The 24,890-nt window shown below is 61.8% G+C and carries 27 protein-coding genes and 1 tRNA gene; 13 read left to right on the forward strand and 15 right to left on the reverse strand.

Annotation, left to right across the window (positions count from 1 at the left end; genetic code table 11):
- The first annotated feature begins 28 nt into the window (after positions 1–28).
- Entirely contained in the window at positions 29–1,183 is a 1,155-nt protein-coding gene (gene coaBC / locus V5N13_RS14250) for a bifunctional phosphopantothenoylcysteine decarboxylase/phosphopantothenate--cysteine ligase CoaBC (RefSeq protein ID WP_336361294.1), read from the forward strand.
- Here the strand turns inward: coaBC and mnhG are convergent.
- The 7 genes from mnhG to mbhE are packed head-to-tail and all read right to left on the reverse strand — an operon-like array spanning position 1,180 to position 7,184.
- Positions 1,180–1,521: a monovalent cation/H(+) antiporter subunit G gene (gene mnhG / locus V5N13_RS14255; RefSeq protein WP_332898593.1), complete on the reverse strand. Its 342-nt coding sequence runs from the start codon at positions 1,519–1,521 to the stop codon at positions 1,180–1,182. The genes coaBC and mnhG overlap by 4 nt on opposite strands.
- Positions 1,518–1,814 (reverse strand): monovalent cation/H+ antiporter complex subunit F, encoded by a 297-nt coding sequence (locus tag V5N13_RS14260; protein WP_332898594.1) that lies wholly within the window; start codon positions 1,812–1,814, stop codon positions 1,518–1,520. The genes mnhG and V5N13_RS14260 overlap by 4 nt, the downstream gene beginning before the upstream one ends.
- Positions 1,804–2,364 carry a Na+/H+ antiporter subunit E gene (locus tag V5N13_RS14265; RefSeq protein ID WP_332898595.1) on the reverse strand — a complete coding sequence of 187 codons (561 nt, stop codon included), beginning with the start codon at positions 2,362–2,364 and terminating at the stop codon, positions 1,804–1,806. The genes V5N13_RS14260 and V5N13_RS14265 overlap by 11 nt, the downstream gene beginning before the upstream one ends.
- Entirely contained in the window at positions 2,361–3,932 is a 1,572-nt protein-coding gene (locus V5N13_RS14270) for a complex I subunit 5 family protein (RefSeq protein ID WP_336361295.1), read from the reverse strand. The genes V5N13_RS14265 and V5N13_RS14270 overlap by 4 nt, the downstream gene beginning before the upstream one ends.
- A complete protein-coding gene (locus tag V5N13_RS14275; RefSeq protein WP_332898597.1) occupies positions 3,932–4,282 on the reverse strand; it encodes a sodium:proton antiporter in 351 nt (116 codons plus the stop codon). The genes V5N13_RS14270 and V5N13_RS14275 overlap by 1 nt, the downstream gene beginning before the upstream one ends.
- Complete coding sequence (locus V5N13_RS14280; RefSeq protein ID WP_336361296.1) at positions 4,279–4,755, reverse strand: MnhB domain-containing protein; 477 nt, start codon at positions 4,753–4,755, stop codon at positions 4,279–4,281. The genes V5N13_RS14275 and V5N13_RS14280 overlap by 4 nt, the downstream gene beginning before the upstream one ends.
- Positions 4,752–7,184, reverse strand: coding sequence for a hydrogen gas-evolving membrane-bound hydrogenase subunit E (gene mbhE, locus V5N13_RS14285; RefSeq protein ID WP_442904964.1), 2,433 nt, complete (start codon positions 7,182–7,184; stop codon positions 4,752–4,754). Before mbhE ends, V5N13_RS14280 begins: the two co-directional genes overlap by 4 nt.
- A 424-nt stretch (positions 7,185–7,608) precedes the next feature.
- On the opposite strand from mbhE, the gene V5N13_RS14290 reads away from it, so the two are divergent.
- From V5N13_RS14290 to V5N13_RS14320, 7 genes are all read left to right on the forward strand, one after another.
- Positions 7,609–8,031, forward strand: coding sequence for a type IV pilin N-terminal domain-containing protein (locus tag V5N13_RS14290; RefSeq protein WP_336361297.1), 423 nt, complete (start codon positions 7,609–7,611; stop codon positions 8,029–8,031).
- 237 nt (positions 8,032–8,268) lie between these two features.
- Positions 8,269–8,682, forward strand: coding sequence for a type IV pilin N-terminal domain-containing protein (locus tag V5N13_RS14295; protein ID WP_336361298.1), 414 nt, complete (start codon positions 8,269–8,271; stop codon positions 8,680–8,682).
- A 246-nt stretch (positions 8,683–8,928) separates the two neighbouring features.
- Positions 8,929–9,348, forward strand: coding sequence for a hypothetical protein (locus V5N13_RS14300; RefSeq protein WP_336361299.1), 420 nt, complete (start codon positions 8,929–8,931; stop codon positions 9,346–9,348).
- 42 nt (positions 9,349–9,390) lie between these two features.
- Positions 9,391–9,888 (forward strand): hypothetical protein, encoded by a 498-nt coding sequence (locus V5N13_RS14305; protein WP_336361300.1) that lies wholly within the window; start codon positions 9,391–9,393, stop codon positions 9,886–9,888.
- Positions 9,885–11,768, forward strand: coding sequence for a hypothetical protein (locus V5N13_RS14310; RefSeq protein WP_336361301.1), 1,884 nt, complete (start codon positions 9,885–9,887; stop codon positions 11,766–11,768). Before V5N13_RS14305 ends, V5N13_RS14310 begins: the two co-directional genes overlap by 4 nt.
- 37 nt (positions 11,769–11,805) lie before the next feature.
- The gene (gene hpt, locus V5N13_RS14315; RefSeq protein WP_332898604.1) at positions 11,806–12,375 is read left to right on the forward strand and encodes a hypoxanthine/guanine phosphoribosyltransferase; all 570 of its coding nucleotides are present in this window, start codon (positions 11,806–11,808) and stop codon (positions 12,373–12,375) included.
- Between the two features lie 60 nt (positions 12,376–12,435).
- The gene (locus tag V5N13_RS14320; RefSeq protein WP_336361302.1) at positions 12,436–13,119 is read left to right on the forward strand and encodes a type 1 glutamine amidotransferase domain-containing protein; all 684 of its coding nucleotides are present in this window, start codon (positions 12,436–12,438) and stop codon (positions 13,117–13,119) included.
- A gap of 79 nt (positions 13,120–13,198) precedes the next feature.
- On the opposite strand, the gene V5N13_RS14325 is transcribed toward V5N13_RS14320, so the two are convergent.
- Positions 13,199–13,273 (reverse strand) — tRNA-Met (locus tag V5N13_RS14325).
- Between the two features lie 280 nt (positions 13,274–13,553).
- On the opposite strand from V5N13_RS14325, the gene V5N13_RS14330 reads away from it, so the two are divergent.
- Complete coding sequence (locus V5N13_RS14330; protein ID WP_336361303.1) at positions 13,554–15,782, forward strand: DUF2298 domain-containing protein; 2,229 nt, start codon at positions 13,554–13,556, stop codon at positions 15,780–15,782.
- On the opposite strand, the gene V5N13_RS14335 is transcribed toward V5N13_RS14330, so the two are convergent.
- The 6 genes from V5N13_RS14335 to V5N13_RS14360 form a co-directional block, all read right to left on the reverse strand.
- Complete coding sequence (locus tag V5N13_RS14335) at positions 15,779–16,534, reverse strand: DUF5803 family protein (RefSeq protein ID WP_336361304.1); 756 nt, start codon at positions 16,532–16,534, stop codon at positions 15,779–15,781. The genes V5N13_RS14330 and V5N13_RS14335 overlap by 4 nt on opposite strands.
- Complete coding sequence (locus tag V5N13_RS14340) at positions 16,531–17,196, reverse strand: DUF2110 family protein (RefSeq protein WP_332898608.1); 666 nt, start codon at positions 17,194–17,196, stop codon at positions 16,531–16,533. Before V5N13_RS14340 ends, V5N13_RS14335 begins: the two co-directional genes overlap by 4 nt.
- Positions 17,197–17,715, reverse strand: coding sequence for a transcription factor E (tfe, locus tag V5N13_RS14345; protein WP_332898609.1), 519 nt, complete (start codon positions 17,713–17,715; stop codon positions 17,197–17,199).
- A 47-nt stretch (positions 17,716–17,762) separates the two neighbouring features.
- Entirely contained in the window at positions 17,763–18,299 is a 537-nt protein-coding gene (locus tag V5N13_RS14350; protein ID WP_332898610.1) for a tRNA (cytidine(56)-2'-O)-methyltransferase, read from the reverse strand.
- A 24-nt stretch (positions 18,300–18,323) separates the two neighbouring features.
- Positions 18,324–19,145: an alpha/beta fold hydrolase gene (locus tag V5N13_RS14355; protein ID WP_336361305.1), complete on the reverse strand. Its 822-nt coding sequence runs from the start codon at positions 19,143–19,145 to the stop codon at positions 18,324–18,326.
- Positions 19,146–19,220: 75 nt separating this feature from the next.
- Complete coding sequence (locus V5N13_RS14360; RefSeq protein ID WP_332898612.1) at positions 19,221–20,843, reverse strand: Na+/H+ antiporter NhaC family protein; 1,623 nt, start codon at positions 20,841–20,843, stop codon at positions 19,221–19,223.
- A 148-nt stretch (positions 20,844–20,991) separates the two neighbouring features.
- Between V5N13_RS14360 and V5N13_RS14365 the strand changes: the two genes are divergently transcribed.
- The gene (locus V5N13_RS14365; protein WP_336361306.1) at positions 20,992–21,927 is read left to right on the forward strand and encodes an NAD-dependent epimerase/dehydratase family protein; all 936 of its coding nucleotides are present in this window, start codon (positions 20,992–20,994) and stop codon (positions 21,925–21,927) included.
- Positions 21,928–21,950: 23 nt separating this feature from the next.
- Here V5N13_RS14365 and V5N13_RS14370 read toward each other — a convergent pair whose 3' ends face one another.
- Positions 21,951–22,280, reverse strand: a complete 330-nt coding sequence (locus tag V5N13_RS14370) for a BsuPI-related putative proteinase inhibitor (RefSeq protein WP_336361307.1) — start codon at positions 22,278–22,280, stop codon at positions 21,951–21,953.
- 132 nt (positions 22,281–22,412) lie between these two features.
- Between V5N13_RS14370 and V5N13_RS14375 the strand changes: the two genes are divergently transcribed.
- The 3 genes from V5N13_RS14375 (at position 22,413) to V5N13_RS14385 (ending at position 24,862) form a co-directional block, all read left to right on the forward strand.
- On the forward strand, positions 22,413–23,165 hold the full coding sequence (locus V5N13_RS14375) for a DUF2797 domain-containing protein (protein ID WP_336361308.1): 753 nt from the start codon (positions 22,413–22,415) through the stop codon (positions 23,163–23,165).
- A gap of 83 nt (positions 23,166–23,248) precedes the next feature.
- The gene (locus tag V5N13_RS14380) at positions 23,249–23,656 is read left to right on the forward strand and encodes a hypothetical protein (RefSeq protein ID WP_332898617.1); all 408 of its coding nucleotides are present in this window, start codon (positions 23,249–23,251) and stop codon (positions 23,654–23,656) included.
- A gap of 63 nt (positions 23,657–23,719) precedes the next feature.
- Positions 23,720–24,862: an acyl-CoA dehydrogenase gene (locus V5N13_RS14385; RefSeq protein WP_336361309.1), complete on the forward strand. Its 1,143-nt coding sequence runs from the start codon at positions 23,720–23,722 to the stop codon at positions 24,860–24,862.
- The last annotated feature ends 28 nt before the right edge of the window (positions 24,863–24,890 follow it).

Below are 24,890 nucleotides of genomic sequence, written 5' to 3' on the forward strand. Positions count from 1 at the left end.
ACCCTCGCGCGACAGAGATACGACAAGAATGCTAGAGGGAGTGAACGTTGCGCTGGGCGTGACCGGGAGCATCGCGGCGGTCAAAACCGTGGAACTCGCCCACGAACTGCGACGACACGGGGCGTCCGTCCGGGCGGTGATGACCCAGAGCGCACAGGGAATCATCCACCCGTGGTCGCTCGAATACGCCACCCAACAGCCCGTCGTCACCGAAATCACGGGCAAGGTCGAACACGTCGAACTGTGTGGCTACGACGGCTGGGCTGACGTGCTCCTCATCGCGCCGGGAACCGCAAATTCGGTGGGGAAAATCGCAAACGCGGTCGATGACACGCCGGTCACGACGTGCGCGACGACGGCGCTGGGGTCGGGAATTCCCGTCGTCATCGCCCCGGCCATGCACGAACCGATGTACGACCATCCGGGCGTTTTGGAAGCCATCGAGAAAGTCGAGTCGTGGGGCGTCCACTTCGTCTCCCCGCGCATCGAGGAGGGCAAGGCGAAAATCGCGACCAAGGACACAATCGCCCTCGCGCTCGCGCGCCACGTCACTCCGAGTCCGCTCTCGGGCAAGCGCGTTGTTGTCACCAGTGGCGGCACGTCGGAGGCAGTTGACCCCGTGCGCGTCATCGCAAACCGCTCGTCGGGAAAGACCGGCCGCTCAGTCGCCCGTGCGCTCTACACCAAGGGTGCGGACGTGACGCTCGTCCATGACGGCCCCGACGTGCCCTACGCAGACATCGTACGCGTCGAAACCGCGGCAGAGATGCTCGATGCGGTCATGGATGCAGCAGAAACGGCGGACGCGCTCATCTCCGTCGCCGCAATCAGCGACTACACCGTCGAGACGAGCGACGAGAAGATTCGCTCGAAACAGGACGACCTCTCGCTCTCGCTCGTCCCGACGCCAAAGCTCATCGACAGCGTGCGAAAGGCCCATCCTGACCTCACCATCGTTGGCTTCAAAGCCGAATCAGACGGCACAGACGACGCGCTCATCGAGAAAGCTCGTGAGATTCTCACGCGCGCCGACCTCTCCTTTGTCGTCGCAAACGACGCGAGCGTGATGGGACAAGACGAAACGCGCGCGCTCATCGTTCGAGAGCATAGTGCGCGAGTGTTCGAAGGCGAAAAAACTGCCCTCGGCGTTTGCGTTGCAGAAGAGTTGGAAACCGAACTTTAGTCGTCTTCGTCGCCCGGCCACGCGATGTCGTTCATGAACGGGATGCCCATCTTCTGGGCCGCCCGCGAAATCATGTGCGCACCCGTGGGTGCGGTCAGGAACAGGAACCCAATGCCGACGAGCGAGGTCAGCCCTTCTGCCCGCGGGCCGAAGTAGACGAACGCAGCGAGGAACATGGAGGCCACGCCGAGCGTGGTCGCCTTACTCGTCGAGTGCATCCGGTTGTAGACGGTCGGGAGGCGAAGCAGGCCCACGGTGCCGACGGTGAGGAAGAACGCACCGACGGCGACGAGGGCGACGACGATGATGCCCTGCAGGGTGGAGATTGCGGCGGTCATTCGATGATGTCCCCCTCCGTGACGTAGCGTGCCACGGCAATTGTACTGATGAACCCGATGATGGCGAGCACCAGCGCCACGTCGATGAACAGCCCTTCGTCGGTGAGCAGGGCGAACAACACGGCGATTGCGACGACGTTTGTCCCGATGGTATCGAGGGCGACGACGCGGTCTGGCGTCGTTGGCCCCGTGATGACCCGGTAGCCCGCGAGCAGCGTGACAGTGCTTGCGACGATGAGGCCCGCCTGCAAGGCGAGCGTGACGAACTCTGGCGCGGCGGCCTCAGTTGCCATCTGGCTCACCCCCGTGGACGGGGACGGGGTCGTCGGGATTCAGTTCTTCGTCGAAGATGACCAGTGCGTAGTCTTCCCACGTCCGAATCGGGGCCATGATGGCCGCGGGGTCGCGGGCGTCGATGGCGTGGACGTAGAGGGTGTTCGTCTCCTCGTTGTAATCCATGGTGAGTGTCCCTGGAGTCAGGGTGATGCTGTTTGCGATGGTCGTGATGCCGAGGTCGGACTTGACGCGCAGGGGTACCTCGATGACGCCCGGGTGGATGGGCATCGACGGCGAGAGCACCCGGTAGGCGACGTCCACGTTTGCGGTGGCGAGTTCTCGGAGGAACACGAGCACGTAGAGCAGCGCGTACGGCACGGCTCCAACTGCCCGGCCGAGTTTCACGTCGTCCGCGTAGAACCGGCGGAAGGCAAACGCGATGGGAATGCCGAGGGCGAGCCCGAGCAGGAACTCCCCGAACAGGGCGACCGGCTCGAACAGCGGCGCGCCGCGGACGAACAGCCAGAGTACGGCGAGCGAGACGCCGAGCACGGGCCAGCGTTTCATGCCACCACCTCCGGGGCGACGGCATCGATGTAGCCCGCTCGGTCGAGTGCGGCGTTCGCGGCGGCGTTCGCCGCCTCCATGACGGGGTCGAACCCGATACCGAGGACGACGACGCCGAGGGCGAGTGCCACGACGGCGACGGTCAGCGTGGTCGAGGGCCGTTCGAGAATCTCGACCGGCTCGCCCCAGAAGCCACGATTCCACGCTCGCGAGAAGTACGCAATCGTCAGGATGGCTCCGACGAGCGCGACGGCGAGCGCGGCGTCAGCCCCCGCGCGGGCGGCCGTGTCGAACACAAGCAGTTTGCCGAAGAAGCCAGACAGTGGTGGGATTCCGATGAGCGCGAGCGCACCGAGGAAGAAGCCACCTGAGAGCACGGGCGCGCGTTCGGTGAGGCCGCCGAGGTTCGCAAATTCGAGCGTCCCGGTCATCCGCTCGATGATACCGCTTGCGAGGAACAGCAGCGCCTTCGCAAAGCCGTGGTTCAGCGAGTAGATGAGCGCGGCGGCGATGCCGAGCGTGCGCACTTCAGGCACCGTCGCGGCGACGGCGAGTGGGAGCAGGATGAAGCCAACCTGTCCGATAGAGGAGTAGGCGAGCATCCCGTCTACGGTTTTTCTCCCGACTGCGCCGAAACCGCCGAGCAGGATGCTCGCAGTGGCCATGATGAATAACACCGGCCCGAAGAAGTCGAGGAACGAGGTTCCCGACAGGCCGGGCAGTGAGAGTCCAGCGGGCAGGGTCGCGGCGGCGAAGATGGTGAAGTAGAGGCGGATAATCGCGTACACGCCGACCTTCTTCACCACGCCCGCGAGCATCGCGGCGACCGGTGCAGGGGCCGCGCGGTAGGCGGGTGGCACCCAGAACTGGAACGGCGCAATCCCCGCCTTCAGCGCGAAGACGGTAAAGAGGATTGCAGAGAGGCCGAGCACCGGGGCCGGGTCGATGCCAAAGGCCGCTGGGTCTGCGAGTCGCTGGGCCATGTCGGCCATGTTGAGCGTGCCGGTCGTGGCGTAGAGGCCACCGATGGCGAGCAACATGACGGCGCTCCCGAGCAGGTTGAGCACGACGTAGGTGAGCGCCGCGCGGGTGTGTTCTTTCCCGCTGTAGAACGCGACGAGGACGTAACTCGACATGAGCATCACTTCGAACCAGACGAACAGGTTGAAGATGTCGCCCGTAAGGAACGACCCGGTCACGCCCACCATCATGAGGTGGTAGAGCGGGTGATACGAGACGCGCTGGCCGTAGTCGCTGATGAAGCGCACCGAGTAGGCGAGCGCGGCGAGGCTCACGAGCGCGGCGAGGCCGAGCATGAACACGGCGAGGGCGTCCGCGACGAGCGTGATGCCAAACGGCGCACCCCAGTCAGACAGCTGGTAGACGATGACGCCGTCTGCGTCCGCCTGAATCGCCTGATAGAGGACGCCGACGCCCACGAGGTAGCCGAGGCCGCCAAGTGCGCTCACGGCGCGCTGGACGTTCAGGTAGTTGCGCGTGGCGAGCGTCAGGATGGCCGTCACGAGCGCCGTCAGTAAGGGCGCGATGACGAGGTGTGCAGGCTCCATCAGGTGTCACCTCCGCGTTCGAGTTCGAACAGGTCGATTGTCCCGTGCTCTTGGTGGACTCGGTAGGTGAGCACGAGCGCGAACGCCGTCGTCCCGAAGCCGATGACGATGGCCGTGAGGACGAGCGCCTGGACGAGCGGGTCGGTGACTGCGCCGACCTCGCCGTGAGCGCCGTGTGAGAGTATTGGGACACTCCCAGAGAGTCCACCCATAGTGACGAGATAGACGTTTGCAGACTGGCTGATGATGGTCACACCCCAGACGACGCGGACGATGTCGCGTCGAAGGACGAGGAACGTCCCGAGGGCGAACAGCAAGCCGAGGACGGCGGCGAGGGCAAACTGCGTCATTCTGCCCCCACCACCGCGAGAATCGTGAGCAGCGCGCCGACCACGACGAGATAGACGCCGAAGTCGAACGCGAGCGCCGAGGCGAGTTCGATTTCATGGTAGATTGGTACGTGTTCGACGAACAGGACGGCCTGTGTGAGGAAGGGGACGCCAAACAGCATGGCGACGACGCCGCTTCCCGCCGCGAGGATGAGACCGGCGGCGAACAGGCCGCGGTAGTCTTCGACGATGCTCGGCTGGATGACATCGAGCGAACTCTCCGGTCTGCGATGGAGGAGTTCTTCTTCGAGGTAGTCGAGCCCGAAGATGATGTAGATGAGGGCGAACGAGGCGACCGTGAGGACGCCCGCGATGAACCCACCACCGGGCAGGTTGTGGCCCTGTAAGAGTAGCGCGATGGCTACGAGGAGGATGAGTGGGACGACGATGCGGGTGACCGTCCGCGAGATGACGGTCGTGTCCTTTTCTGTCATCCGCGCTCACCTCGCCCACGCATGGCAATCAGAGTCAGCACCGACAGCGCGGCCATTGCGACGACCGAGATTTCACCCAAGGTGTCGAACGCTCTGAAGTCCACGAGGATGACGTTAACGATGTTGCCTCCGCCGCCGTAATTGACGAGGAGGTTGCCGTGTTCTGCGGGGATGCCCGCCCGTTCGATGAAGTAGGTGTAGATGGGGTCGTCCGGCGTCGCGGCCGTCGTGAGCAAGACGGTCAGGAACACCGTGACGCCCACCACCGCAGAGAGGACGGCGTCTCGCGCCGCGATGGCGCGCTTTGCCGTGCCGTAGTAGGCTGGCAGCTTGTCGAGTACCAGCAGGAAGATGACCAACACGAGCGTCTCGATGACGAGTTGGGTCAGGGCGAGGTCGGGTGCGTTTGCGAGCACGAAGAACACCGCGACCATGAAGCCGAGAATCGAGAGTGTGAGCACGCCCGCGATGTGTGACGGTGCGATGCTCACGGCAATCGCGCCGACCACCGCGAGGAGCAACACGAGCGCGATTGGGATACCGATTGCGACGCCCGAGAACGCCGGGAGCGACACGCTCGCGGCGAGGTAGCCGCCGAGGGCGAGCGCGCTCACCGCGGCGAGCGACCACGTGATGTAGGTGCGCACGAGGCCGGTCTGGACCTGCGGCATCGAGAACTGTGAGAGCGTGGTCAGCCCGTAGATCGTGTTGTCGTAGTACCAGTTCGCGCGAAGGTATTTCACGGCCGTAATCGCGTTGATGCCCGCGTGGAGGCGGTCGTAGAACGGCCACGCCACCGCGCCGAGGCCGATGGTGATGGCGCTCATGATGACGGCTGGCTTGAGTTCGGTCGGCAGACCAATCGTCATGTGGTGGACTTCTTCGCCCGGTCCGTGGGCCGGAATGACGCCCTCGAACACCGATTGGACGATGGTGTCGATGGCCGTCTGCGGGCTAATCGAGATGACCAGCGCGAGGCCGGCGAGCAGGAGCGGCGGCGCAACCATCGTGAGCGGAGGTCGGTGGACGTGTCCGAGCCCCTCTGGCTTGTCGCCGAAGAACAGCGAGAGGAACTTGATGGAGTAGAGGAAGGTGAACACGCTGCCGAAGACGGCGACGGCGGGGTACAGCCACCAGATGCCGCCCGCGTGCACGGCCGCTTCGTAGGCTGCCTCGAAGAGCAGTTCTTTCGAGTAGAAACCGTTGAACGGCGGCACGCCCGCCATACCGAGGGCCGCGACGAACGTGATGCCGGCGGCGATTGGTAAGTCCTTGCGCAACCCCCCGAGTTCCGAGATGAGCCGCGTCCCTGCCTCGTGCGCGATGATACCAGCGACGAGGAAGAGCGCGGCCTTGAACACGGCGTGGTTCAGGATGTGGAACGCGCCCGTTTCGCCGCCGAGTTCGTTCGCAAAGCCGAAGCCAGCGATGATGAGTCCGAGGTGCGAGGCCGTCGAATAGGCCAGCAGTTCTTTGATGTCCGTCGCGCCGACGGCGAGGATGGCGGTCACCGTCATCGTGAGCAAGCCAAGCGTGGCGAAGATGAGCATCCATTCGTCGCCGACGAGCAGCGGCCGGAAGCGGCCGACGAGGTAGACGCCGGCTTTGACCATCGTCGCGGAGTGGAGGAACGCCGAAACGGGCGTTGGCGCTTCCATCGCGTTTGGCAGCCAGATGTGCAGGGGAACCTGCGCGGATTTGGCCGCCGCGCCGACGCCGATGAGCGCGATGACCGGGATGAGGAGGCCCGAAGAGCGAAGCGCCTCGTTGATGGCGTCTGCGTTCTCGATGAGGCCGTTTTGCGAGCCGACGAGGGTGTAGGTTGCCTCACCAAGCACTTGCGCGGAGACGTGGTGGAGCAACAGGAAGCCAACGAGCATGAACAGCCCGCCCGCGACGGTGATAATCATGGATTTGCGGGCGGCGTACTGCGAGCTGCGTTTGCGCTGGTAGTGGCCGATGAGCATGAACGACGACAGGCTCGTCAGCTCCCAGAACACGAACAGCGCGATGAGGTCTGCGGCGAAGGCGACGCCGAGCATCGACCCCATGAACGCGAGCAGCGAGGCGTAGTACTTCGCTTGCCCCGGCTCGCCGTGCATGTAGCCACCGGAGTAGGTGAGGATGAGCACGCCCACGCCGCTGGCGAGGAAGCCAATGAGCAGCGAGAGGCCGTCTACGTACAGCGTCAGTGAGACGCCGAGTTCAGGTATCCACGGGATGGTGACCGCGCCGACGCGGCCGTACTGCGAGGCAACGAGCGCGAAACACGCGAGCGCGATTGCCGCCGCGAAGTAGGCCGTGCGCTCTCCGAGGGCACGGTACACCACCGGGACGAGTGCCGCGCCGAGAAACGGGAGCGCGAGCACCGCGAGCAACGCTAGGGTGTCCGGGGCAGGGGCTGACGTAGCCGCGACAGTCGAGGTCACGACACCTTGGCTGGCGAGCGAGCCGAGGTCGGGAACGCCAGACGCCTGCAGGGATGACAGCGTCTGTGGTAGCACAACTGTTGTTCACAAGCAAATCAACTTAACCGTTCTCAATGACTGCGCGAACCTGTCTCGTGGTGATTTTCCGTGATGCTCCAAGTCCGTAACAATCCTTGCCGGAAACACACCCGGGAACACGTCCAACAGGTGATACAACGGGGAAAGCGCATATTTCCTGTTGTTAATAAACAATTATCTCCCACGGAAACATTTAATATACTTGGACACTTCATATAGGCTGAACACTCTGGTCAACACTGGAGAGGGGGGAAGGGGATTAACAGCTAATCTTCTACCAGCTTCAGCTAAGTAAACAGGGCACTGCTCTGTTGGGAACACGGTCGGGGTGTCTGAGGAAAACACAATGCAGTTAAAACAACTCTTTACAGAAGAGGACGCAGTCTCGCCAGTGATTGGGGTTATCTTGATGGTCGCCATCACGGTCATTCTCGCCGCAGTCATCGGGACGTTCGTTCTCAACCTTGGGGATCAAGTGGGGGACGCAGCTCCGCAGGCAAAGTTCAGCTTCGACTACACCGAATCAACCGACACGCTCGTGATTACCCACGAGTCCGGTGACAAGGTCAAGGCAGCAAACCTGCACGTGAAGTCGAGCGGTGGCGTTGACGACACCTGGGACGGCCTCGGTGGCTCTACGTTCGCAACCGCTGGTGACTCGATCACGTTGTCCGGCACTGTCGCCTCTGGTGACACCGTCCGCCTCATCTATGACGACGGCTCTGGTGACACGGCAACCATCCAGAAGTGGTCTGGACCACAGGCATAATCGGGAAAACATCGCCAACATTCACTTTTTCTGACGTAAAATTTCCCGACCTGTGGGTTCGCCCAGAGAGAGATATGTTATCAATGTTTACCTTTATTTCAGATTAAATTTTCTGCGTAGATTTATTAGGGTATAGCTAATATCAATAATTAGCACGCTCTGACGGGATGGAAACTCGCGCCCACTGGAATTGTCGGCTTTCTTCCGTACCCGACAGAGCGTGCATGGGAACAAACCATGCAACTCAAACAACTCTTCACAGAGGAAGACGCGGTATCGCCCGTGATTGGCGTCATCTTGATGGTCGCCATCACGGTCATTCTGGCCGCGGTCATCGGCACGTTCGTACTCAATCTGGGCGACCAGGTGGGGGACGCAGCTCCGCAAGCAAAGTTTAGTTTCGACTACGACGGTTCATCTGATTTGACAATTACGCACGAATCTGGTGACAAAATCGCAGCGGATGATTTAGTCGTAAAAAGCTCTGCTGGATCGGTTGATGTCACCTGGGGGGCGTCTGGCAGTTTCGTCACCGCAGGTACGTCACAAACCTTTACTGGCATTGGGCCAACCGAGACTGTCCGCCTCATCTACGACGACGGCTCCGGCGACACGGCAACCATCCAGACGTGGGATGGGCCAGAAGCATAATCAACTAACTTCTCTTTCGGTTATTTTTCAACGTCCACGAGTGACGACACTCTTCAACCTGCCACACCACTGAAATCCAGCTCGTACTCTCCATCCTACGACACCTTTCTGCACCCCCTGTATTCATCTCTCTGCGGGCGAAAAATAGTAACATGAGCCATCTCTTTTATCTTCTAGTAGCGCGACTATCAGGATAGGCAACTAGTCGGGTAGTGGGGTACTACCAGCGCGTCTGCCGGGGAATACATGGTTTGGGGAGTCCGCACAAAGGAGTTAATTTACAGTAAACAGGGTCGCAATGCGCTCATCGTAGCCACGGCGCTTTTGCTCATCGTCCCATTCGCTACGGGATTCATTGGGCTGGCCGACCTCACGCATAGTCCAGAACCGGCGCCGACGGTGTCGTTCAGCTTCAGTTACAACGAAGGGGGCCACGAGCTAACCGTGGTTCACGAATCGGGGTCGCGGCTCGCGGGCGACTCGATTCGTTTCGAGACGACGGATGGTCGGCACCTCGGGGTGTGGCAGGGTCCCATCGACGCGGGGGATTCAATCACGCTGCTGAACGTGCCCGCGGATGCGACCGTACAGGTGGTCTGGTACTCAGAAAAGCGAGATGTTGACATCGTCCTCGACGAGTGGGACGGCCCGGCTGTTTCTGCCTGAGAGCGTCGGGATTTAAGGTGTTTGCATCAGTTTTCGGATATAATGCAGCCGGTACGAGCCGTCGCGTCCGCGACGCTTCTCATTCTGTTGACGGTGACCATCGTCTCCGGCCCGCTTGTCGGGGCGGTTGACCTCACGCCCGAGCCGCAGGCGGACGATGCGCCGATTGGCTCCGGGGCTGCGGACGTAGCCATCCTCTCGGTTCCCTCTGCGGGAGTCACCCTCGAACGCGGTCAGTACGGTTCTGAGTCGTTCTATCTCCACGCACCCAACGCGCGCGTCCGTGTCGATGCAGTCTCCGGGCAGCCGATGGTGGTCTACAAGATTCGGATTCCCGAACTCGGAGCCACCTTTGGGACGACACGCTTTTTGGGGGCTGACGATGTCGGCACGCACTCGCTCTCGCTCGGCCAGAAAGCGTTCGCGCCCGAACGCATTACACAGGAGTCCTACGAGGCTGAACTCATCGTCCTCGTCCGCGCGGGCGATGAGGAACACGAGCTGGTTCGACAGCCCGTCACGGTGGCGGTTGTCCGATGACCGCCGCGCCCGATTCGGCCACTCGACAGCGGGCACTGCGACTCGGCAGACTCGTGTTCGGTGACTTGCGCGGCCTACTCGTGTTCATCGTCGCACTCTGGTTTTTCGTCCTCTACTGGCGAATCGGCATCTTCATCAGCGACACGTTCACCGTCGCGAATGCGTTCGTCGCCGTCTCTGAGGGACACCTCTGGCTCGACCACTTCCCGTACGGCCAAGGCCCGAACACGCCCGGTATGGTGCTCGTCGATGGAAAGCTGTACGGGCGAAATTATGGCCAGATATTCCTCGCGCTCCCCTTCTTGTGGGCGATGCAAGCGGTTTCTGTCGTCGCTGACCCGCGCGTCGCCCTTGTCGCTGGGTGGAGCGGCCTGACCCTCGCCGGGTGGGTCGTTGCAGGTCGACTGACCGACCGAACCACCGAGTTCACCCTCGCGGGAAGCGCCCTCGCGTTGCTCCTGTTCGCCGTGAATCTCGCGGTCTCACCGCCGCTCGACCCGTTTTGGATACATCAAGCCGCGTTACAACTCGCCTCGATGGTCGCCGCCGCGTTCGTCGGCGTCGTGCTCTACCGCCTGCTCGCGGCGATGCACGGTCCTCGTGTGGGGCTGCTCGCGGGCCTGTTCGTCGTGCTCGCAACGCCCGTTGGATTCTGGGCGTCGATTCCAAAGCGCCACGCACTGACGACGCTGTTTGCCGTCTGTACCCTCTATTGTTTCTACACGAGTCGTGAAGGGGATCTCAAACTGCGCGCGCTCGCCTACGTGTTCGTCGGCCTCACCGCGTGGGTGCACGCGCCCGAGGCGTTCGTCCTCATCGTTGCCCTCGCCGTCGTTGACCTCCCCACTGCGAAATCGAACGACCTGCGAACGCTCGCCATGCTCGGCGTCGCCTTCGCCGTCTCACTCCTGCCGTTTTTCCTCACGAACGCACTCATCTCCGGCAATCCGATCCAACCACCGAGACTCCTGCCGCAATACAACGGCGGGCCCATCCCCGACGCACCCATCCCCGATGGTGGTGGAGTGGGTACAGGCAGTGGGGGCAGTGGGAGTCCGCCTCCCTCAGTCATCGCCTCTGTGGTCGGAACGTTCGCCACACTTGGTTCTGCAGCACTCGGAAAAATCGCCATTTTCACCTCGCTGTTCACAGACGGCGTCGCCGTTGCCTTCCAGTCACCAGAGCGCCTGTTCCAGACCTACATTCGCCAGGGCTACTACGTGCGGGGCATAGCCAACGACGGCAACGAAGCAATCAACCTCTCCATCCTCGAGTCGGCTCCCATCCTCGGCGCACTCACCGCGTTTCCGGTATATGCCGTCCAGCAATTCCGCACCGAAAATCGCGTTCGGGCGTGGCTTTCGACTCCGGCTGGTGCGACTGATATCTTTGCCTTCGTCTACTGTGTGCTCCTGACCGCTGTCTACCTGCCACGACTCCCGCTCTACGCCACGATTACCGTCCGCTATCTCCTTCCCGTGTTCCCCTTCTTACTCTACGCGGTGTTTCGTCTCCCATCGGTTCGCCGCGCAGTCACGACACACCCGCAGCCACTCGCGTGGGCGTATGCGGGAACGGTACTCATCGGCGGTCAAGGACTGCTTCTCGCGCTGTTAGTCCAGCGTCCGGCGCTCGGTGAGGCAGTCCAACTTCACGCCCTGCTCGGCATCGGCGTGGGCGTCGCCTTCGGCCTCTGGTCGCTTGCGAGTCTGCGATGGCCGCGCGCAGACATTCTAGGGGCCTCGTTGCTCGGCGTCGTCGCCGGGACGGGAACCCTGTTCTTGCTGCTTTCCGGTATCGAGTACTTCGCCTACGCGGGCGAGTTCGCCCTGCCACTGAGTCAGTGGCTCTCACGCCTGCTCCCGTTGCTGGCCGGATAATCGTCAGTTTTTACCGGGGTGTTGCTCTACCCACGACATGGACCAGTTGAAGAAGTCCCTGCTCGAAGCCCCTATCATCGAGAAAAACGGGTATCAGTACTTCGTACATCCCATCAGCGACGGCGTCCCGATGCTGGAACCGGGGCTGCTCCGCGAAATCGTCATCAAAATCATCCGCAAAGTGAGCTTAGAGGACGTGGACAAAATCGTCACCCCCGCGGCGATGGGTATCCACATCTCGACGGCCGTCTCGCTCATGACGGACATCCCACTCGTCGTCGTCCGCAAGCGCCAGTACGGCCTCGAGGGCGAGATGGCGCTCTCGCAGGTTACTGGCTACTCTGAAAACGAGATGTACATCAACGACGTAGACGAGGGCGACCGTGTTCTCCTGCTCGACGACGTGCTCTCGACCGGCGGCACGCTCAAGGCGCTCACGGGAGCACTCGAAGAAATCGGCGCAGATGTCGCCGACGTGGTCGCTGTCATCAAGAAAGTCGGCGGCGAGAACAAAATCGAGGGGACGGGCTACGACGTCAAGACGCTCATCAACGTTGACGTACAGGATGGCGAAGTCGTCATCATCGACGAACACGGCGACGGATAACCGGACACTTTCTCTGTGGGCGTGGCGTTTATGCGTCACCAACCTATATTCAGGCCCACAATGCCTTCTGCACTGTTCGTCGTTAGTGAATCCGGCTATTGGGGCGAAGAATGCGTAGAACCACTCACCCAGCTGAGTGCCGCTGGCGTCGACATTACGGTGGCCACACCATCCGGCAACCCACCAGTCCTCGACGAGCGGTCGGTCGACCCGGACTCGATTGGTGAGGACACAGCAGAACACATCCGAACCGTCCACGAGACAGACGAGCGACTGAACAATCCGATTCCCGTCGCACAGGCCGACGCGAGCGACTACGACACCGTCGTCTTCCCCGGCGGCCACGGCACGGTCTGGGACATCAACCAAGACGTCCACGCCCGCACCCTCCTGCGCGACGCGGTGGAAGGCTCCAGCAAGGCACTCGTCATCTGCCACGCCGTGGGCATCCTCGCCTTCGCGCGCACCAGTGACGGCTCGTTCCTCGTCGCAGACCGCGACGTGACTGGATTCCCGAACGAGTGGGAAGCAGACATCGTCGACGAAAACGACGTCCTCCCTGACGGCGAGAAGCTCCCCTACTGGGTCGAAGACGAAGTCATCGCCGCAGGCGGTAACTGGGACGCCGAACTCGAAGCCGAGGAAAGCGTGACCGTAGACGGCGACCTCATCACCGCCCGCGGTCCCGGCTCCTCTAGCGCCGCCGCAGAGACGTTGCTCGACGAACTTAGCATCACGCAGTAACCCGGCCGCTTCTTTTGCTGTCGATGACCGGCGTGCAGCCCACGAGCTGCCCGTAGATTTTCCTCATTCGGCAGAAACATAGCGGGAGGTAGATTTGAACTACCGATCTCCGGGTTATGAGCCCGGCGGAATCTCCTGGCTATCCCATCCCGCTACTACATTGTATTCGAGGACCCCAATTAAGGGTTGTGATTCGAGCGCCGTGTGCGACATTTTCACTGCCGTGACACCCAGACCACTCCCACACCGCCCCTACCCGGAGCCGTGGACGTATTAGCTGCTCACCAGAAAAAATCGACCCGCGAAAACGGTGCTGTTCAAACAACTGTGAACCACTGTTGAATCCGCACTCCGAACCACGGACACACGGCCATCTGCAACCGATTTTTCCCATCCACAAGAGGTTTAATCGCTCCTGTCCGTTTTTTCGCGTAATGGAATTCGGTCTCGTTGCGCTGTGGTTGGCGGTGTATCTCGCATTCTGGGCGCTTTCGATGCCCCTCGCTGCGCTGCTCTTTGCCGGGTTCGACGACCAAGGCGCAGGCTTCGCCCTCCCGCTCGGACTCGGACTTCTCACGCTCGTCGCCTACTGGGTTGGCCACCTCGCCTTTGGCTGGGTTGCGGTGCTCGCCGGGCTCCTCGTCCTCGGCGGCGCAACGGCGCTCGCGCTCACCCGAGACATTGAGATTCGCTGGCGCGACCGAATCGACGTGCCGCTCGTGTTCGTGGGTGCATTTTTGTTTATCATCTTGATTCGCGGCGCAGACCCTGGCATCATCCCCGGCGGCGGCGAGAAGTTCCTCGATTTCGGCATTCTCAAAGTCCTCCTTCGCTCGCCAACGCTCCCCCCTGAAGACTTCTGGTTTGCGGATGCGCCGGTGCGCTACTACTTCGGTGGCCACCTCCTCACCGCGCTGCTCACGATTCTCACGGGCACAGAAGCACGATTCGCCTACAACCTCGCACTCGCGGGATTTTTTGGCATGCTCATCTCCGCAGGCTACAGTCTTGCCGGCGCGATTGCCGCGGGTTTCGCTGTCTCTCGGCGGAAAGCCGGACTCTTTGCGGCATTCTTCATCGGCTTTGCGAGCAACCTGCTCACCGGTTTGCAGGTGTTTATCTGGGCGCTTCCTGACGCGATTGGTGTTCCCCTCGGGCGGGCGATTGCGGCGAATCTGAACGACCTCGCCGCAGAGAAGGTGGTCGCCCCGCCGCGTGAGTTTTCCTACTGGCATCCAAGCCGCGTGATTCCGGGCACCATCAACGAGTTTCCCTTCTTCTCGTGGCTGAACGGCGACCTCCACGCGCACATGATGAGCACGCCGTTTCTCCTGCTCGCCGCTGGGCTGTTGTTCGTCTACTTCCGGACGCCAGAGCGCGAGGTGACGCGCCGTCGCCTGCTCGTGTTCGGCGCGCTGCCACCGCTCGCCGGATTCATCGCGTTTGTCAACACGTGGTCGTTCCCAGCCGTGTTGGGACTCGCGTGGCTCACGCTCGCGTTTGCGCCTGCTTCCCCCACAACGCTGTTCCCCCGACAGCTAGCGACGCGGGCACGCCGCGCCGAGTCGTGGCTCACCACGGAACTACTGCGACTCGCAAGCGCGCTCGCCTGTGCCATCGTCATTCTCGCTGGGGGCCTGCTCTGGACGCTCCCGTTCTGGCTCGGAACCGCCAGCAGGCGGAGCATCGGGCTGTTTCCTGAACGAACCGCGCTCGTCCCACTGCTCGTGGTGCACGGCGCGTTCCTCGCGGTGTTCGTGCCCTATCTGGTCGCCCACGCGCGCCCGGAACTCAAGAAACACGCCGCACAGACGGGCGTCGTCCTCGCACTGTTCATCCCGACGGCGTGGCTCGGCGGCCTCGCAGGCGTGGCCCTCTTCTGCCCGCTGCTCGCTGCTGGCTGGTTGTTGCTCAGACTCCGTGACGACCTCGGCTACGAAACCGTGTTGATGCTCGCTGGCCTCGGTCTCGCGCTCATCGTTGAGTTCGCCTTCGTCAGAGAAAACGCCGCACCCGGTCGCTTAAACACCGTGTTCAAGGTGTACATGCAGGTCTGGGTGCTCTGGTCGATAGCGGCGTCGGTGATGCTCGCACGCTTGCTCAACGCTGGGCAGGCAATCCCGACGAACTGGCGCACCGGCGCACGGGTTCTCGCCGCGCTCCTCGTCGTCTCCACATCGTTTTACAGCGTGTTCGCCCTCGCCGGTCACTTCAACGACGGTGCAACAGACGACATGACGCTCGACGGGTTGCAGTACGTCTCTAACTACCACGGGGGCGAAGCCGGAGCGATTCACTGGCTCGACGACAGAGAGGGCAGACCACACCTCATCGAAGCACCCGGCGGCGCGTATCGCTGGGCGAACGCCCCCTCTGCGCTCACCGGGATTCCATCGGTTGTCGGGTGGCCACACGAACGCATCTATCACGGCGAAGATGCCTACAAAGACCGAATCACGGACGTGACGAAGTTCTACACAGGTACGCCGGACGAACAGGTCGCCATGCTCGAAAAATATGACGTGCGCTATATCTACGTCGGCCCACACGAGCGCGACGCGTACGACCCCGGTGACTTCTCACAGTTAGCTGGGGTGACGGTCGCCTACGAAGGCGGCGACGTGACGATTTACGAAGTGAACCACGACCAGCTAGAAACCTAGCGCATTCCCGGCGGCGGCCCGCGGCGGTCGTCATCCATATCGACGCTCAAGCCGAGTTCCTCGCGGCGTTCGCGGAGCACACGAATCTGCTTGAGGTAGTAGAACGCGCCGACGACTCCGGCGATGGCGAGGCCAGCGGCCACGGTTGCGAAGATGGTCAAGTCGCGGTCGAGATACCACCGAAGGATGACGGCGCGACTTTGGACGTCAGCCCACGTGATGTGGACGCGGTTATCCTCAAGGCGCGTCTCGTACCCGCCGGGTTGCACCTGCGCGAGCGGGACGTAATCGACGCGCATCCCCGGCGGGAGGATGACCTCGTATGAGCCGGTGACGAACGTTGGCGTGCCAAAGCTCTTGCCCCGTGCAGGGGCGGTGTAGGCGACTTTCCCGTGCTCTGCTGGGAGTTCGACGATGAGACGGTTTCGCGTCTGAGACACATCGAGGGCGGAGGCGTTTACGACCGTTCCGTTTTCGAACTGGAACTTGAGCGCCGAGATTTCGAGCGGCCGCTCCGTGCCAAAGCCGTCGCGGTCGTAAAGTTCGATTGTCGATTGGTCGACGATGTACACTGCCTGATACTCGCCACTGCGGATGTCGATGGTGGCGTTTGCGTGCGCGTTGTCCCAGTCGTACGTTGCACTCTCGTTGAGACGTTGCTGGTCGACCTCACCGGGCCCGAAAATCGCGGTACAGCCTGCTGACATCGTGAGCAGGGCGAGTAGGGCAAGGGCGAGCAGCCGTCGTCTCATGGAATGACACAGAGGAGTTCAGCAGGCACGTACTCACCGATGCTGGCGAGCAGTCCGGGTGGGTCCGTGCTTTCTTTACAGACGATGCTCTGTTCGAGCAAGCCGAGGCGTTCGACCGTCACGATGTCCTGGGCGTGGCCCGCGCGGTTGACCGTCGCGCGCACCTCGCCGCGGGTGGCGTTGTTGACGTTTACGCGGCCGAGGCCACGCGTCCACTCGTAGAGTTCGTCGCGCTGTTCGTCGGCCAGCGTGCACGGTTCTCCGTACACGAACTTTAACGGCGTGTGCTGGACGAGGCCGTAGCGTTTGCGAATCTGTTCGGGCGTCCCCGCACCGAGGCCGAGTTCTTCTGCGGGGATGCGAATCTCGCGTCCGGCGTCCAAGATGAAGCCGTCGTCGTCCCAGTGTTCGAAGGTGCCGACGTAGGTTTCGCCGTCTTTGAACGAGTTCGTTATTTCACCCCAGGTTTCGCGGAGCGTGTTGCGCGCGATGGTGGCGTCTGGCCCATCGAGCGTCACCGACGGGAAGTCGTTGTCGAGAATCCCGATGGTGAAGCTGACATCGAGGTCGCCGATGTCGTTGTTGATAAGTGACCGAAGCCCGTCGAGCGAGCGCTCGCGGGCGTCTCCTTTTACGTACAGTTTTGTTGCGAGTACTACCATTCAGATGTCTACGTTGAGTTCGTCCCGGAGCGCGTCGATACGGTCGTCCATTGCTTCGACGAGCCGTGCGTTGTCCATCGCATCGAGCGGGGAACCGCACTCGGGACACTGGAAGCCAAAGTCCATTGCTTCACCGAATTCGAAGCGAATCGAGCAGACTTCACAGAGGAAAAATTCGTTGTTTTGTTCATACTCTCGGCGCTCTTCTAACGCGCCGAGGAGGCGTTCCATCTCGCTTGCCAGATTTTCGGGGATGGCGTCGTATTCGAACGTCCAGAGGTACGTGAGCCAGCCGGAGTCTTCGTCACGAAGCCGCCGGTACGTGGCGAGGTCATTTTCGTAGAGGATAAACAGGGCGCGACGCACGTCGTTGAGTTCGAGTCCCAAATCCTCCGCCAATTCTTCGTCGGTCACTTCGCCGTCAGGCGGCGCGGCGGCGACCGGCATTCCCGTCGGTCCAACTAACTCGTGGAGATATTTTTGGATGACAGGGTCCTCGAGAAGCTCCTCAAAAGCCATTACCAGAAAGTGATGCGCTCAGGAGTTTAAAACCATCGGGTGCGCGCTTACTCCTCTACGGGCTCTACGCGCTTGCCCGTTTTCTGTGGGATGACGCGCTTTTTCGCCCCGACCCACTCGCGGTCGAGCTCCCGCCCTTCGAACAACCGGTCTAAGAACACGGCCAGCCCGGCGACCTCCGAGTGTGGCTGATTGGTGACGCCGACGTTCCAGTCTGCGGCGTCGTACACCTCGAAGGGCACCTTCTCTGCACCGACGACGATGAGCAGTGGGTCTTCGTGGTGGGCGGCGCGAATGTCGGCTTCCACGTCTTGGACGCGCTCGCCGTACATCGTGAGGTGGACGATCTTCCCTTCCCAGTCTCGAATGACCGGGCGGTGTGAGGAGACGACATCGACCTTGTAGGGGCCGCCAAAGCGGTCGGTGATATCTTCGATGGTGTCTTTCGAACTCTCCGTATCGACGAGGATGACGCGGTCTGCGCCGAGTGCCCGGCCCGTGAGGCCGACGTGAGTCGTCATGCGCTCGTCTCGGCCCGGGCGGTGGCCAAGGCGGAGGATGACGACTTCGGGTTCTCCCTGCATAGGCGTGCAAAGCGGCGGCGACGGTTAGGGGGTTTCGGATTCGGTCGTTCGCGTCTCGACGCGGTGGAGAAACGTTCTGAGTTCGGTGTAGGCGGTCTCGTACTGGTCGCGAAACACCGCATGGCCCGCGTTGGGAATGTGGACGAGACGGCCAGACGCCAACGCCTCTGCGGCGGTGAGGTCGGCCGCCCGCGAGGCCGGGTCGCCGTCAGATTTGATGATGAGCGTCGGGCACGTTATCGCCGGGAAGGCGTCTGCGGTCTCCGGGTAGCCCTCACGCGCGAGGTTGATAATGTTCGGACGACACTCCGAATTGGCGATGGCGAGGTGGCGCGCCAACTTCGGGCCGTACTGTTCGTACTCGCTTGCAATGTCTTCGACCGACCGGTCTTCCCACGCGGCCAGTTGGTCACGAACGAGATTCACGCGCTCGTCTGCGGGTCGTGCGTGCTGACCGCGCAGGTTCGCCGGGTCTTCGATGATGAGCGCGCGCGGCAGGTCGGGGTGTGTCGCGGCCGTCCACGCCGCCGTCGACCCGCCCATCGAGTGGCCGAACAGAATCGGATTTTCGAGCGAGAGGGCGTCTATCACTCCCACGAGGTCCGTGACCCGGTCTTCAATGGCGTAGCCTGTGTCGGGCGCAGCAGACAGGCCGTGGCCGCGCGCGTCGTAGAGGATGACCTCGTACTCGTCAGCAAGGTCGTTTGCCAACCGTTCCATGCACGGGCCGTTTTCGAAAAAGCCGTGTGCCATGACGAGCGGGGGGCCGTCGCCGGTTCGGTAACACTGGATGTCGGTCCCGTTCACCGAAAGATTCGCAGTAGCCCACTCGTAGGGAAGGCGCATACCGAGACAAGCAAGCCGGATGAGAAAAATCCCTCAGTCACGCCACGCTGGCTGTGAACAGTTCACATCTCCGGTTCAGTCGAACATCGCGCCGACGCCGACGCGGTCGGTTTTGCCGACGTACTCTGAGAGGAGGTAGGCGCTCAGAGCCATGAGAGTCGTCCCCACAGCGAGTGTGACCCACGGTGACAGTGCGGTGTAGCCGCTTACGAGGAAGCCTAGCGTCCCCACCACGGCGGCGAGAATCGCGTACGGCATCTGGGTTGCGACGTGGTCTACGTGGTCGCTCGCGGCGAACATCGAACTCATCACCGTCGTGTCGCTGATTGGCGAACAGTGGTCACCGAACAGCGACCCGGTGAGGATGGCCGCGATGGCCAGCGTGAGGGTTGCATCGAGTTCGACGGCGAGCGGGACGGCGACGGGGAACAGAATCCCCATCGTCCCCCAGGAGGTTCCGATGGCGAAGCTGATGAGCGCTGCGGTGAGGAAGATGACCGCAGGGAGCAGCGGTGCGGTGATGATTCCCTCTGCGACGCGCACGACGTACGGGCCGACGCCGAGCAACTGGCTCACGTTGCCAATCGTCCACGCGAGCGAGAGAATCGCCACGGGGAACATGACCATCTTGAAGCCCTCGAAGATGGCATCGCTGACCTTGTCGAGGCCGATGCGGGCGTGCCCGACGAGGATGGTGAGCATCGTCGCACACCCGGCGAACGACGCCCAGAGGATGGCGTCCGCGGTTCCGGCTTCCTTCAGTGCGTCGGCGTAGGAGCCGAAGAACGCAGACACTGCGGCGAGACCGCTCGTGCCGGCGAGTGCGGCGTTCGTTTTTGCTGGGCCACCACCGGTCCACCAGAGGCCGACGAGGGTGACGGCAACCAGTGCGAGGATTGGTGCGGCGAAGTACCACCAGCGCGGAGTCACGTGATCCGGCGTTTCGATGTCGCTCGCTTGCGTCTCCATGAGCGGTGAGGCGTCGTCGCGCATGAGTTTGCCTTCGTTCTGTGCGCGCTCTTCTGCCTTCTTCATCGGACCGAAGTTCCAGTCGGTGAAGACGACGATATAGACGAGGATGAGCGCGAACACGCTGTAGAAACGGAAGGGGATGGACTGGACGAACACGAGGAAGGCGTTTCGTTGAATCCCGAGTGCGTCGAACTGTTGTTGGATGAGGCCGACTTCGAAGCCGAGCCACGTCGAGACGACGGCGAGGGAGGCCATCGGTGAGGTGGTCGAATCGAGGAGGTAGGCGAGTTTCTCACGTGAGATGTTGAACTGGTCGGTGACCGGACGCATGACCGACCCAGAAATCATCGTACTCGCGTAGGAGTCGAAGAAGATGAGCGTCCCGAGGAACGCGGTTCCGGCTTTCGCCTGTCTACGCGTTTTGATTCGCTTTACGATTCCATCTGCCACCGCGCGCATCCCTCCAGAGAGGAACACCATTCCCAGCAATGCACCGACGAGGAAGGTGAACAACAGGAGCTTTGCGTTGAACGCGGAGGTGACGTTCGTCACGACGAGTTCGAGCGATTTCGCGCCCCCTGCGATTGGATTCCACCCGACGAGGATGGTCGCGCCGAGCCAGATTCCCGCGAACAGGGAGAGCAACGCCTGTCGCGAGACGAGGGTCAGCACGATTGCCAGCAACGCAGGCAGCAAACTAATCAACCCATACGTCTCTGTTGGCATCGACTCAGTTGTAGTCGAATTTCACTAATAATTGTTCTGGCCCTTGGACAGTCATCCAAAAAAGCTCGATAATTGTGCGGTGCTATCTAATCGCATGTTCTAGACAATGACCCAGAACGCCTTTGATGAGTCCCACACATTTCGGGCCATGAAGCTCTCAGGCAAGCGGATTCTCGTGACCGGTGGCGCAGGGCTCATCGGCTCTCGCATGGTCGCCCAACTGCTCCCCGAAAACGAGGTCGTCGTCGCCGACAACCTCTCGAACGGGATTCGAGACAGCGTCCCCGACGAGGCGGAGTTCGTGAACGTAGACCTCGCGGACGAAGCCGCAGTCGCCGAGGTCATCACCGACGACCTGGATGCCGTGTTCCACTTCGCCGCCGCAGAGAAGTACGTGAACTCGGACGAACCGCGAAAACAGTTCGAGGTGAACGGCGAAATCACCTATAACATCTTAGAACGGATGCAGGAAGTCGGCGTCTCGAATCTGGTGTTCACCTCGTCTTCGACGGTGTACGGCGAGGCTCCCCGGCCAACGCCCGAAGACTACGCCCCACTCGAACCCATCAGCATTTACGGCGCGGCGAAACTGTCTGAAGAAAGCCTGCTCTCGGTGTTCGCCCACTCGTATGACTTCACGGTGTGGAACTTCCGCTTTGCAAACATCGTCGGCCCACGCTTCGGGCACGGCGTCGTCCCCGACTTCGTCGAGAAGTTGCAAGCGAATCCAGAGAAACTCGTCATCCTCGGCAACGGTCGCCAAGAGAAGTCCTATATGCACGTCTCCGAGTGCGTCGAAGCCATCGCACACGTGGTTGAAAACGCGGACGCGCCGATGAACTCCTACAATCTCGGGACGCGCACGACCACCTCGGTCACGACCATCGCAGACATCGTTTCCGATGAGATGGGACTCGACCCCGAGTACGAGTACACCGGCGGCGACCGCGGCTGGACCGGCGACGTGCCGAAGATGCGCCTCTCCATCGAGAAACTCTCCGCACTCGGCTACGAGCCAACCCTGTCATCTCACGAATCCGTGCGGAAAGCCGTGAGCGAACTGCTCGACTCGCCCGACCAGTAATACTGGCTCGTATTACTGACTAGTCACACTGTCAATGTCGTCCGTGCTTCCCCGCCGTCCATCGTTTTGAGTTCGCAGACTACGTCGTAGTCGCCGGGCGTCGGATGCTCCCATACAGCTTCGAGTTGCAGACTCTCACCCGGCGCGAGTTCCTCGGTCGTGAGCATCTGAGCGAACAGTTTTCCGTCAGACCAACGCCAGCACTCCGTGTCGCCGTCCACCACCACGAAATCTGCTTTGCCTGCGTCGCGGAAGGTGAGCGTGGCGGGTTGGTCGCCGGTGTTCGTGAGTTCGAGGACGAAGCGCACACCTTCGCCGTCAGGGATTGCTTCGAGGCTCGTTTCGAGGGCCATACGAACGCAATAGAACGTCACTACCTTAGCACTGATTGAATTGGTTACAGGTTCACGTCGCCTGCCCGCCTCCGACCTCACCTCAACGTGCTTAGCGGACGGTTTTTAGACGGCGACGGCGTAGGCAGACCTGTGCAAATCGTTGGGTATCGAACCGGCCCGGGACGCGATCCTGCCCTAGTGATAGCCGAGGAGGGGACCCTCCGCACGGAGCCGTTGGCTCCCGGCACAGAGCTCGCTTACTCCCTCGGTGAGCGCCACTGTGCGGGCGTCACCGTAGACGGCACCCACCACGCCTGCGATACCGCAAAAGCACCCTACTGTCGGCTCCACACCGACATGTGGCCGTGTGCTATCTGCACCGGGAACTGCTCGATGCCGATCGACGCCTGCCACGAAGAACACGCCGTCTATCTCGCCGCGTTTGCGCCCGACGTGTTCAAAGTCGGCGTGACGCGCAGTTGGCGACTCGACACCCGGTTGCGCGAACAGGGCGCAGACCGCGCGGCCCACATTCTCACCGTTTCAGACGGGCGCATCGCGCGACGCAAAGAGGCCGAGATTGCGAAGCGACTGGTCGACCGCGTGCGCGTCCCGACGAAGATTTCGGGCCTTCACCGCGGGGTTGACGAGCACGCGTGGGACGCCCTTCTCACGGAGTTCGACGTGATAGAACAGTTCGACTTCGACTATGGCTTTTCCCTAGACTCCTCACCCATCGCAGAGACGCTCGCCACTGGAACGGTTGTTGGCACGCAGGGGCGCGTCCTCGTGGTTCGCCACGCCGGGTCGACGTACGCGGTCGACCTGCGGGGACTGGTCGGCTACGAACTGGCGGATGGGGCGACGACCAAAGATGTCCAGTCGAGTCTGACGGCGTTCTGAAATCCCGCGACGGCGCGCGTTGAATGTCAGACTCTCACAGCGTCCCCACAACGTTTTTCCGCGGCCACTTCCAAGCCGCGACTATGCCGGAAGACGAGAATCAAGAGCACGCAGATGAGCAAGTAGACGAGTCAGCCGCAGAAGAAAAATCGTTCCGCGAGCGCGTCGAAGAAATTCGCGAGAAGCGAGCCCAAGAACGAGAAGAGGGCGAGGGCGACCGAAGCCGAGAGGAGCGACTCGAAGAGGCCTTCGGCGGTGGCGGCATGGGCGGCGGCCCCGGCGGCATGGGCGGGGGCAACCCGTTCGCGCAGATGATGGGCGGCATGATGGGCGGTGGCCCCGGTGCGGCAGCCGGTGGCCGACCGGGCCGCGAGCAGGAAAACAGCCGCGCGAACGAGGAACTCATCCGCGAAGTGCGCAAAGCCCGCGACGAGATGGTCGACATCCGCCGCGAACTCGGCCGCATCGCAGACGCGCTCGAAGACCGATAACTCGTTCGTCATTGCGGGCGGGTTTTCAGAAAAGTAAAGGAACGACCATCCTAATTTCTCCCCATGGACTTCAGCCTCTCCGCTGAGCAACAGCAAATAAAGGACATGGTCTCCGAATTCACAGACGAGGAGATCAAGCCGATTGCGGCGGACATCGACCACGACGACGAGTTCCCCGCAGATCTCGTCTCAGAAATGGGGAAACTCGGTCTGATGGGAATGCCGTTCCCCGAAAAATACGGCGGTGCAGGCCTCGACTACCACTCCTACGCGATTGGGCTGTCTGAAATCGCCCGCGGAAGCGGTGGGGTTGGCACCATCGTCGCCGCCCACATCTCCCTCGCCGGAAACATGCTCTACGAGTTCGGCAACGAAGCACAGAAACAGGAGTACCTGACGCCGCTCGCAGAGGGGAAAGACATGGGCGCGTTTGCCCTGTCTGAGGCACAGGCGGGCAGCGACGTGCCCGCGATGGGGACCACCGCCGAGAAAGACGGCGACGAGTATGTCATCAACGGCAGCAAACTCTGGATTTCGAACGGCTCGGTGGCGGACACCGTGACGCTGTTCGCAAAGACCGACCCGGACGCCGGAAACAAAGGCATCTCCTCATTTATCGTTCGTCCCGAGGAGGACGATGGCTTCTACGTCGAAAACACCGAAGATAAACTTGGCGACAAGGGCTGTCCGACCGCGGAACTCCGCTTTGACGACCTGCGCATCCCCGAAGACCGACTGCTTGGAAACGAAGGCGAAGGCTTCGTCCAGGCGCTCAAAACGCTTAACGGTGGGCGCATCACGATTGCCGCCCGCTCGATTGGCATCGCACAGGCCGCACTCGACGAAGCACTCGACTACGCCCAAGAACGCGAGCAGTTCGGCGGCCCAATCTCGCAGTTCCAGGCGATTCAGCACAAACTCGCGGATATGGACACCAAAATTTCTGCCGCGCGGATGCTCATGCACCTCGCCGCAGACAAGAAGATTCGCGGCGAGAACTTCATCAAAGAGGCCGCGCAGGCGAAACTCTACGCCAGCGAAATCTCCCGCGAAGTCGCAAACGAAGGCATTCAAATCCACGGCGGCTACGGCTACACCAAAGACTTCCCCGCAGAGCGCTTTTACCGCGACGCAAAGCTGAACGAAATCTACGAGGGCACCTCAGAGGTGCTTCGCAACACCATCGCCGCCCAGTTGCTCAACTGAGAGAGAACCGATACCTTCGACTGGGTTC

The sequence above is a fragment of the Haladaptatus sp. ZSTT2 genome (assembly GCF_037081775.1).
Lineage (GTDB): Archaea > Halobacteriota > Halobacteria > Halobacteriales > Halococcaceae > QDMS2.

Bases quoted from the DNA above. Each gene is read 5' to 3' on its own strand.
- coaBC (WP_336361294.1), top strand. From the start codon at position 29: ATGCTAGAGGGAGTGAACGTTGCGCTGGGCGTGACCGGGAGCATCGCG.
- mnhG (WP_332898593.1), bottom strand. From the start codon at position 1,521: ATGACCGCCGCAATCTCCACCCTGCAGGGCATCATCGTCGTCGCCCTC.
- V5N13_RS14260 (WP_332898594.1), bottom strand. From the start codon at position 1,814: ATGGCAACTGAGGCCGCCGCGCCAGAGTTCGTCACGCTCGCCTTGCAG.
- V5N13_RS14265 (WP_332898595.1), bottom strand. From the start codon at position 2,364: ATGAAACGCTGGCCCGTGCTCGGCGTCTCGCTCGCCGTACTCTGGCTG.
- V5N13_RS14270 (WP_336361295.1), bottom strand. From the start codon at position 3,932: ATGGAGCCTGCACACCTCGTCATCGCGCCCTTACTGACGGCGCTCGTG.
- V5N13_RS14275 (WP_332898597.1), bottom strand. From the start codon at position 4,282: ATGACGCAGTTTGCCCTCGCCGCCGTCCTCGGCTTGCTGTTCGCCCTC.
- V5N13_RS14280 (WP_336361296.1), bottom strand. From the start codon at position 4,755: ATGACAGAAAAGGACACGACCGTCATCTCGCGGACGGTCACCCGCATC.
- V5N13_RS14290 (WP_336361297.1), top strand. From the start codon at position 7,609: ATGCAGTTAAAACAACTCTTTACAGAAGAGGACGCAGTCTCGCCAGTG.
- V5N13_RS14295 (WP_336361298.1), top strand. From the start codon at position 8,269: ATGCAACTCAAACAACTCTTCACAGAGGAAGACGCGGTATCGCCCGTG.
- V5N13_RS14300 (WP_336361299.1), top strand. From the start codon at position 8,929: ATGGTTTGGGGAGTCCGCACAAAGGAGTTAATTTACAGTAAACAGGGT.
- V5N13_RS14305 (WP_336361300.1), top strand. From the start codon at position 9,391: ATGCAGCCGGTACGAGCCGTCGCGTCCGCGACGCTTCTCATTCTGTTG.
- V5N13_RS14310 (WP_336361301.1), top strand. From the start codon at position 9,885: ATGACCGCCGCGCCCGATTCGGCCACTCGACAGCGGGCACTGCGACTC.
- hpt (WP_332898604.1), top strand. From the start codon at position 11,806: ATGGACCAGTTGAAGAAGTCCCTGCTCGAAGCCCCTATCATCGAGAAA.
- V5N13_RS14320 (WP_336361302.1), top strand. From the start codon at position 12,436: ATGCCTTCTGCACTGTTCGTCGTTAGTGAATCCGGCTATTGGGGCGAA.
- V5N13_RS14330 (WP_336361303.1), top strand. From the start codon at position 13,554: ATGGAATTCGGTCTCGTTGCGCTGTGGTTGGCGGTGTATCTCGCATTC.
- V5N13_RS14335 (WP_336361304.1), bottom strand. From the start codon at position 16,534: ATGAGACGACGGCTGCTCGCCCTTGCCCTACTCGCCCTGCTCACGATG.
- V5N13_RS14340 (WP_332898608.1), bottom strand. From the start codon at position 17,196: ATGGTAGTACTCGCAACAAAACTGTACGTAAAAGGAGACGCCCGCGAG.
- tfe (WP_332898609.1), bottom strand. From the start codon at position 17,715: ATGGCTTTTGAGGAGCTTCTCGAGGACCCTGTCATCCAAAAATATCTC.
- V5N13_RS14350 (WP_332898610.1), bottom strand. From the start codon at position 18,299: ATGCAGGGAGAACCCGAAGTCGTCATCCTCCGCCTTGGCCACCGCCCG.
- V5N13_RS14355 (WP_336361305.1), bottom strand. From the start codon at position 19,145: ATGCGCCTTCCCTACGAGTGGGCTACTGCGAATCTTTCGGTGAACGGG.
- V5N13_RS14360 (WP_332898612.1), bottom strand. From the start codon at position 20,843: ATGCCAACAGAGACGTATGGGTTGATTAGTTTGCTGCCTGCGTTGCTG.
- V5N13_RS14365 (WP_336361306.1), top strand. From the start codon at position 20,992: ATGAAGCTCTCAGGCAAGCGGATTCTCGTGACCGGTGGCGCAGGGCTC.
- V5N13_RS14370 (WP_336361307.1), bottom strand. From the start codon at position 22,280: ATGGCCCTCGAAACGAGCCTCGAAGCAATCCCTGACGGCGAAGGTGTG.
- V5N13_RS14380 (WP_332898617.1), top strand. From the start codon at position 23,249: ATGCCGGAAGACGAGAATCAAGAGCACGCAGATGAGCAAGTAGACGAG.
- V5N13_RS14385 (WP_336361309.1), top strand. From the start codon at position 23,720: ATGGACTTCAGCCTCTCCGCTGAGCAACAGCAAATAAAGGACATGGTC.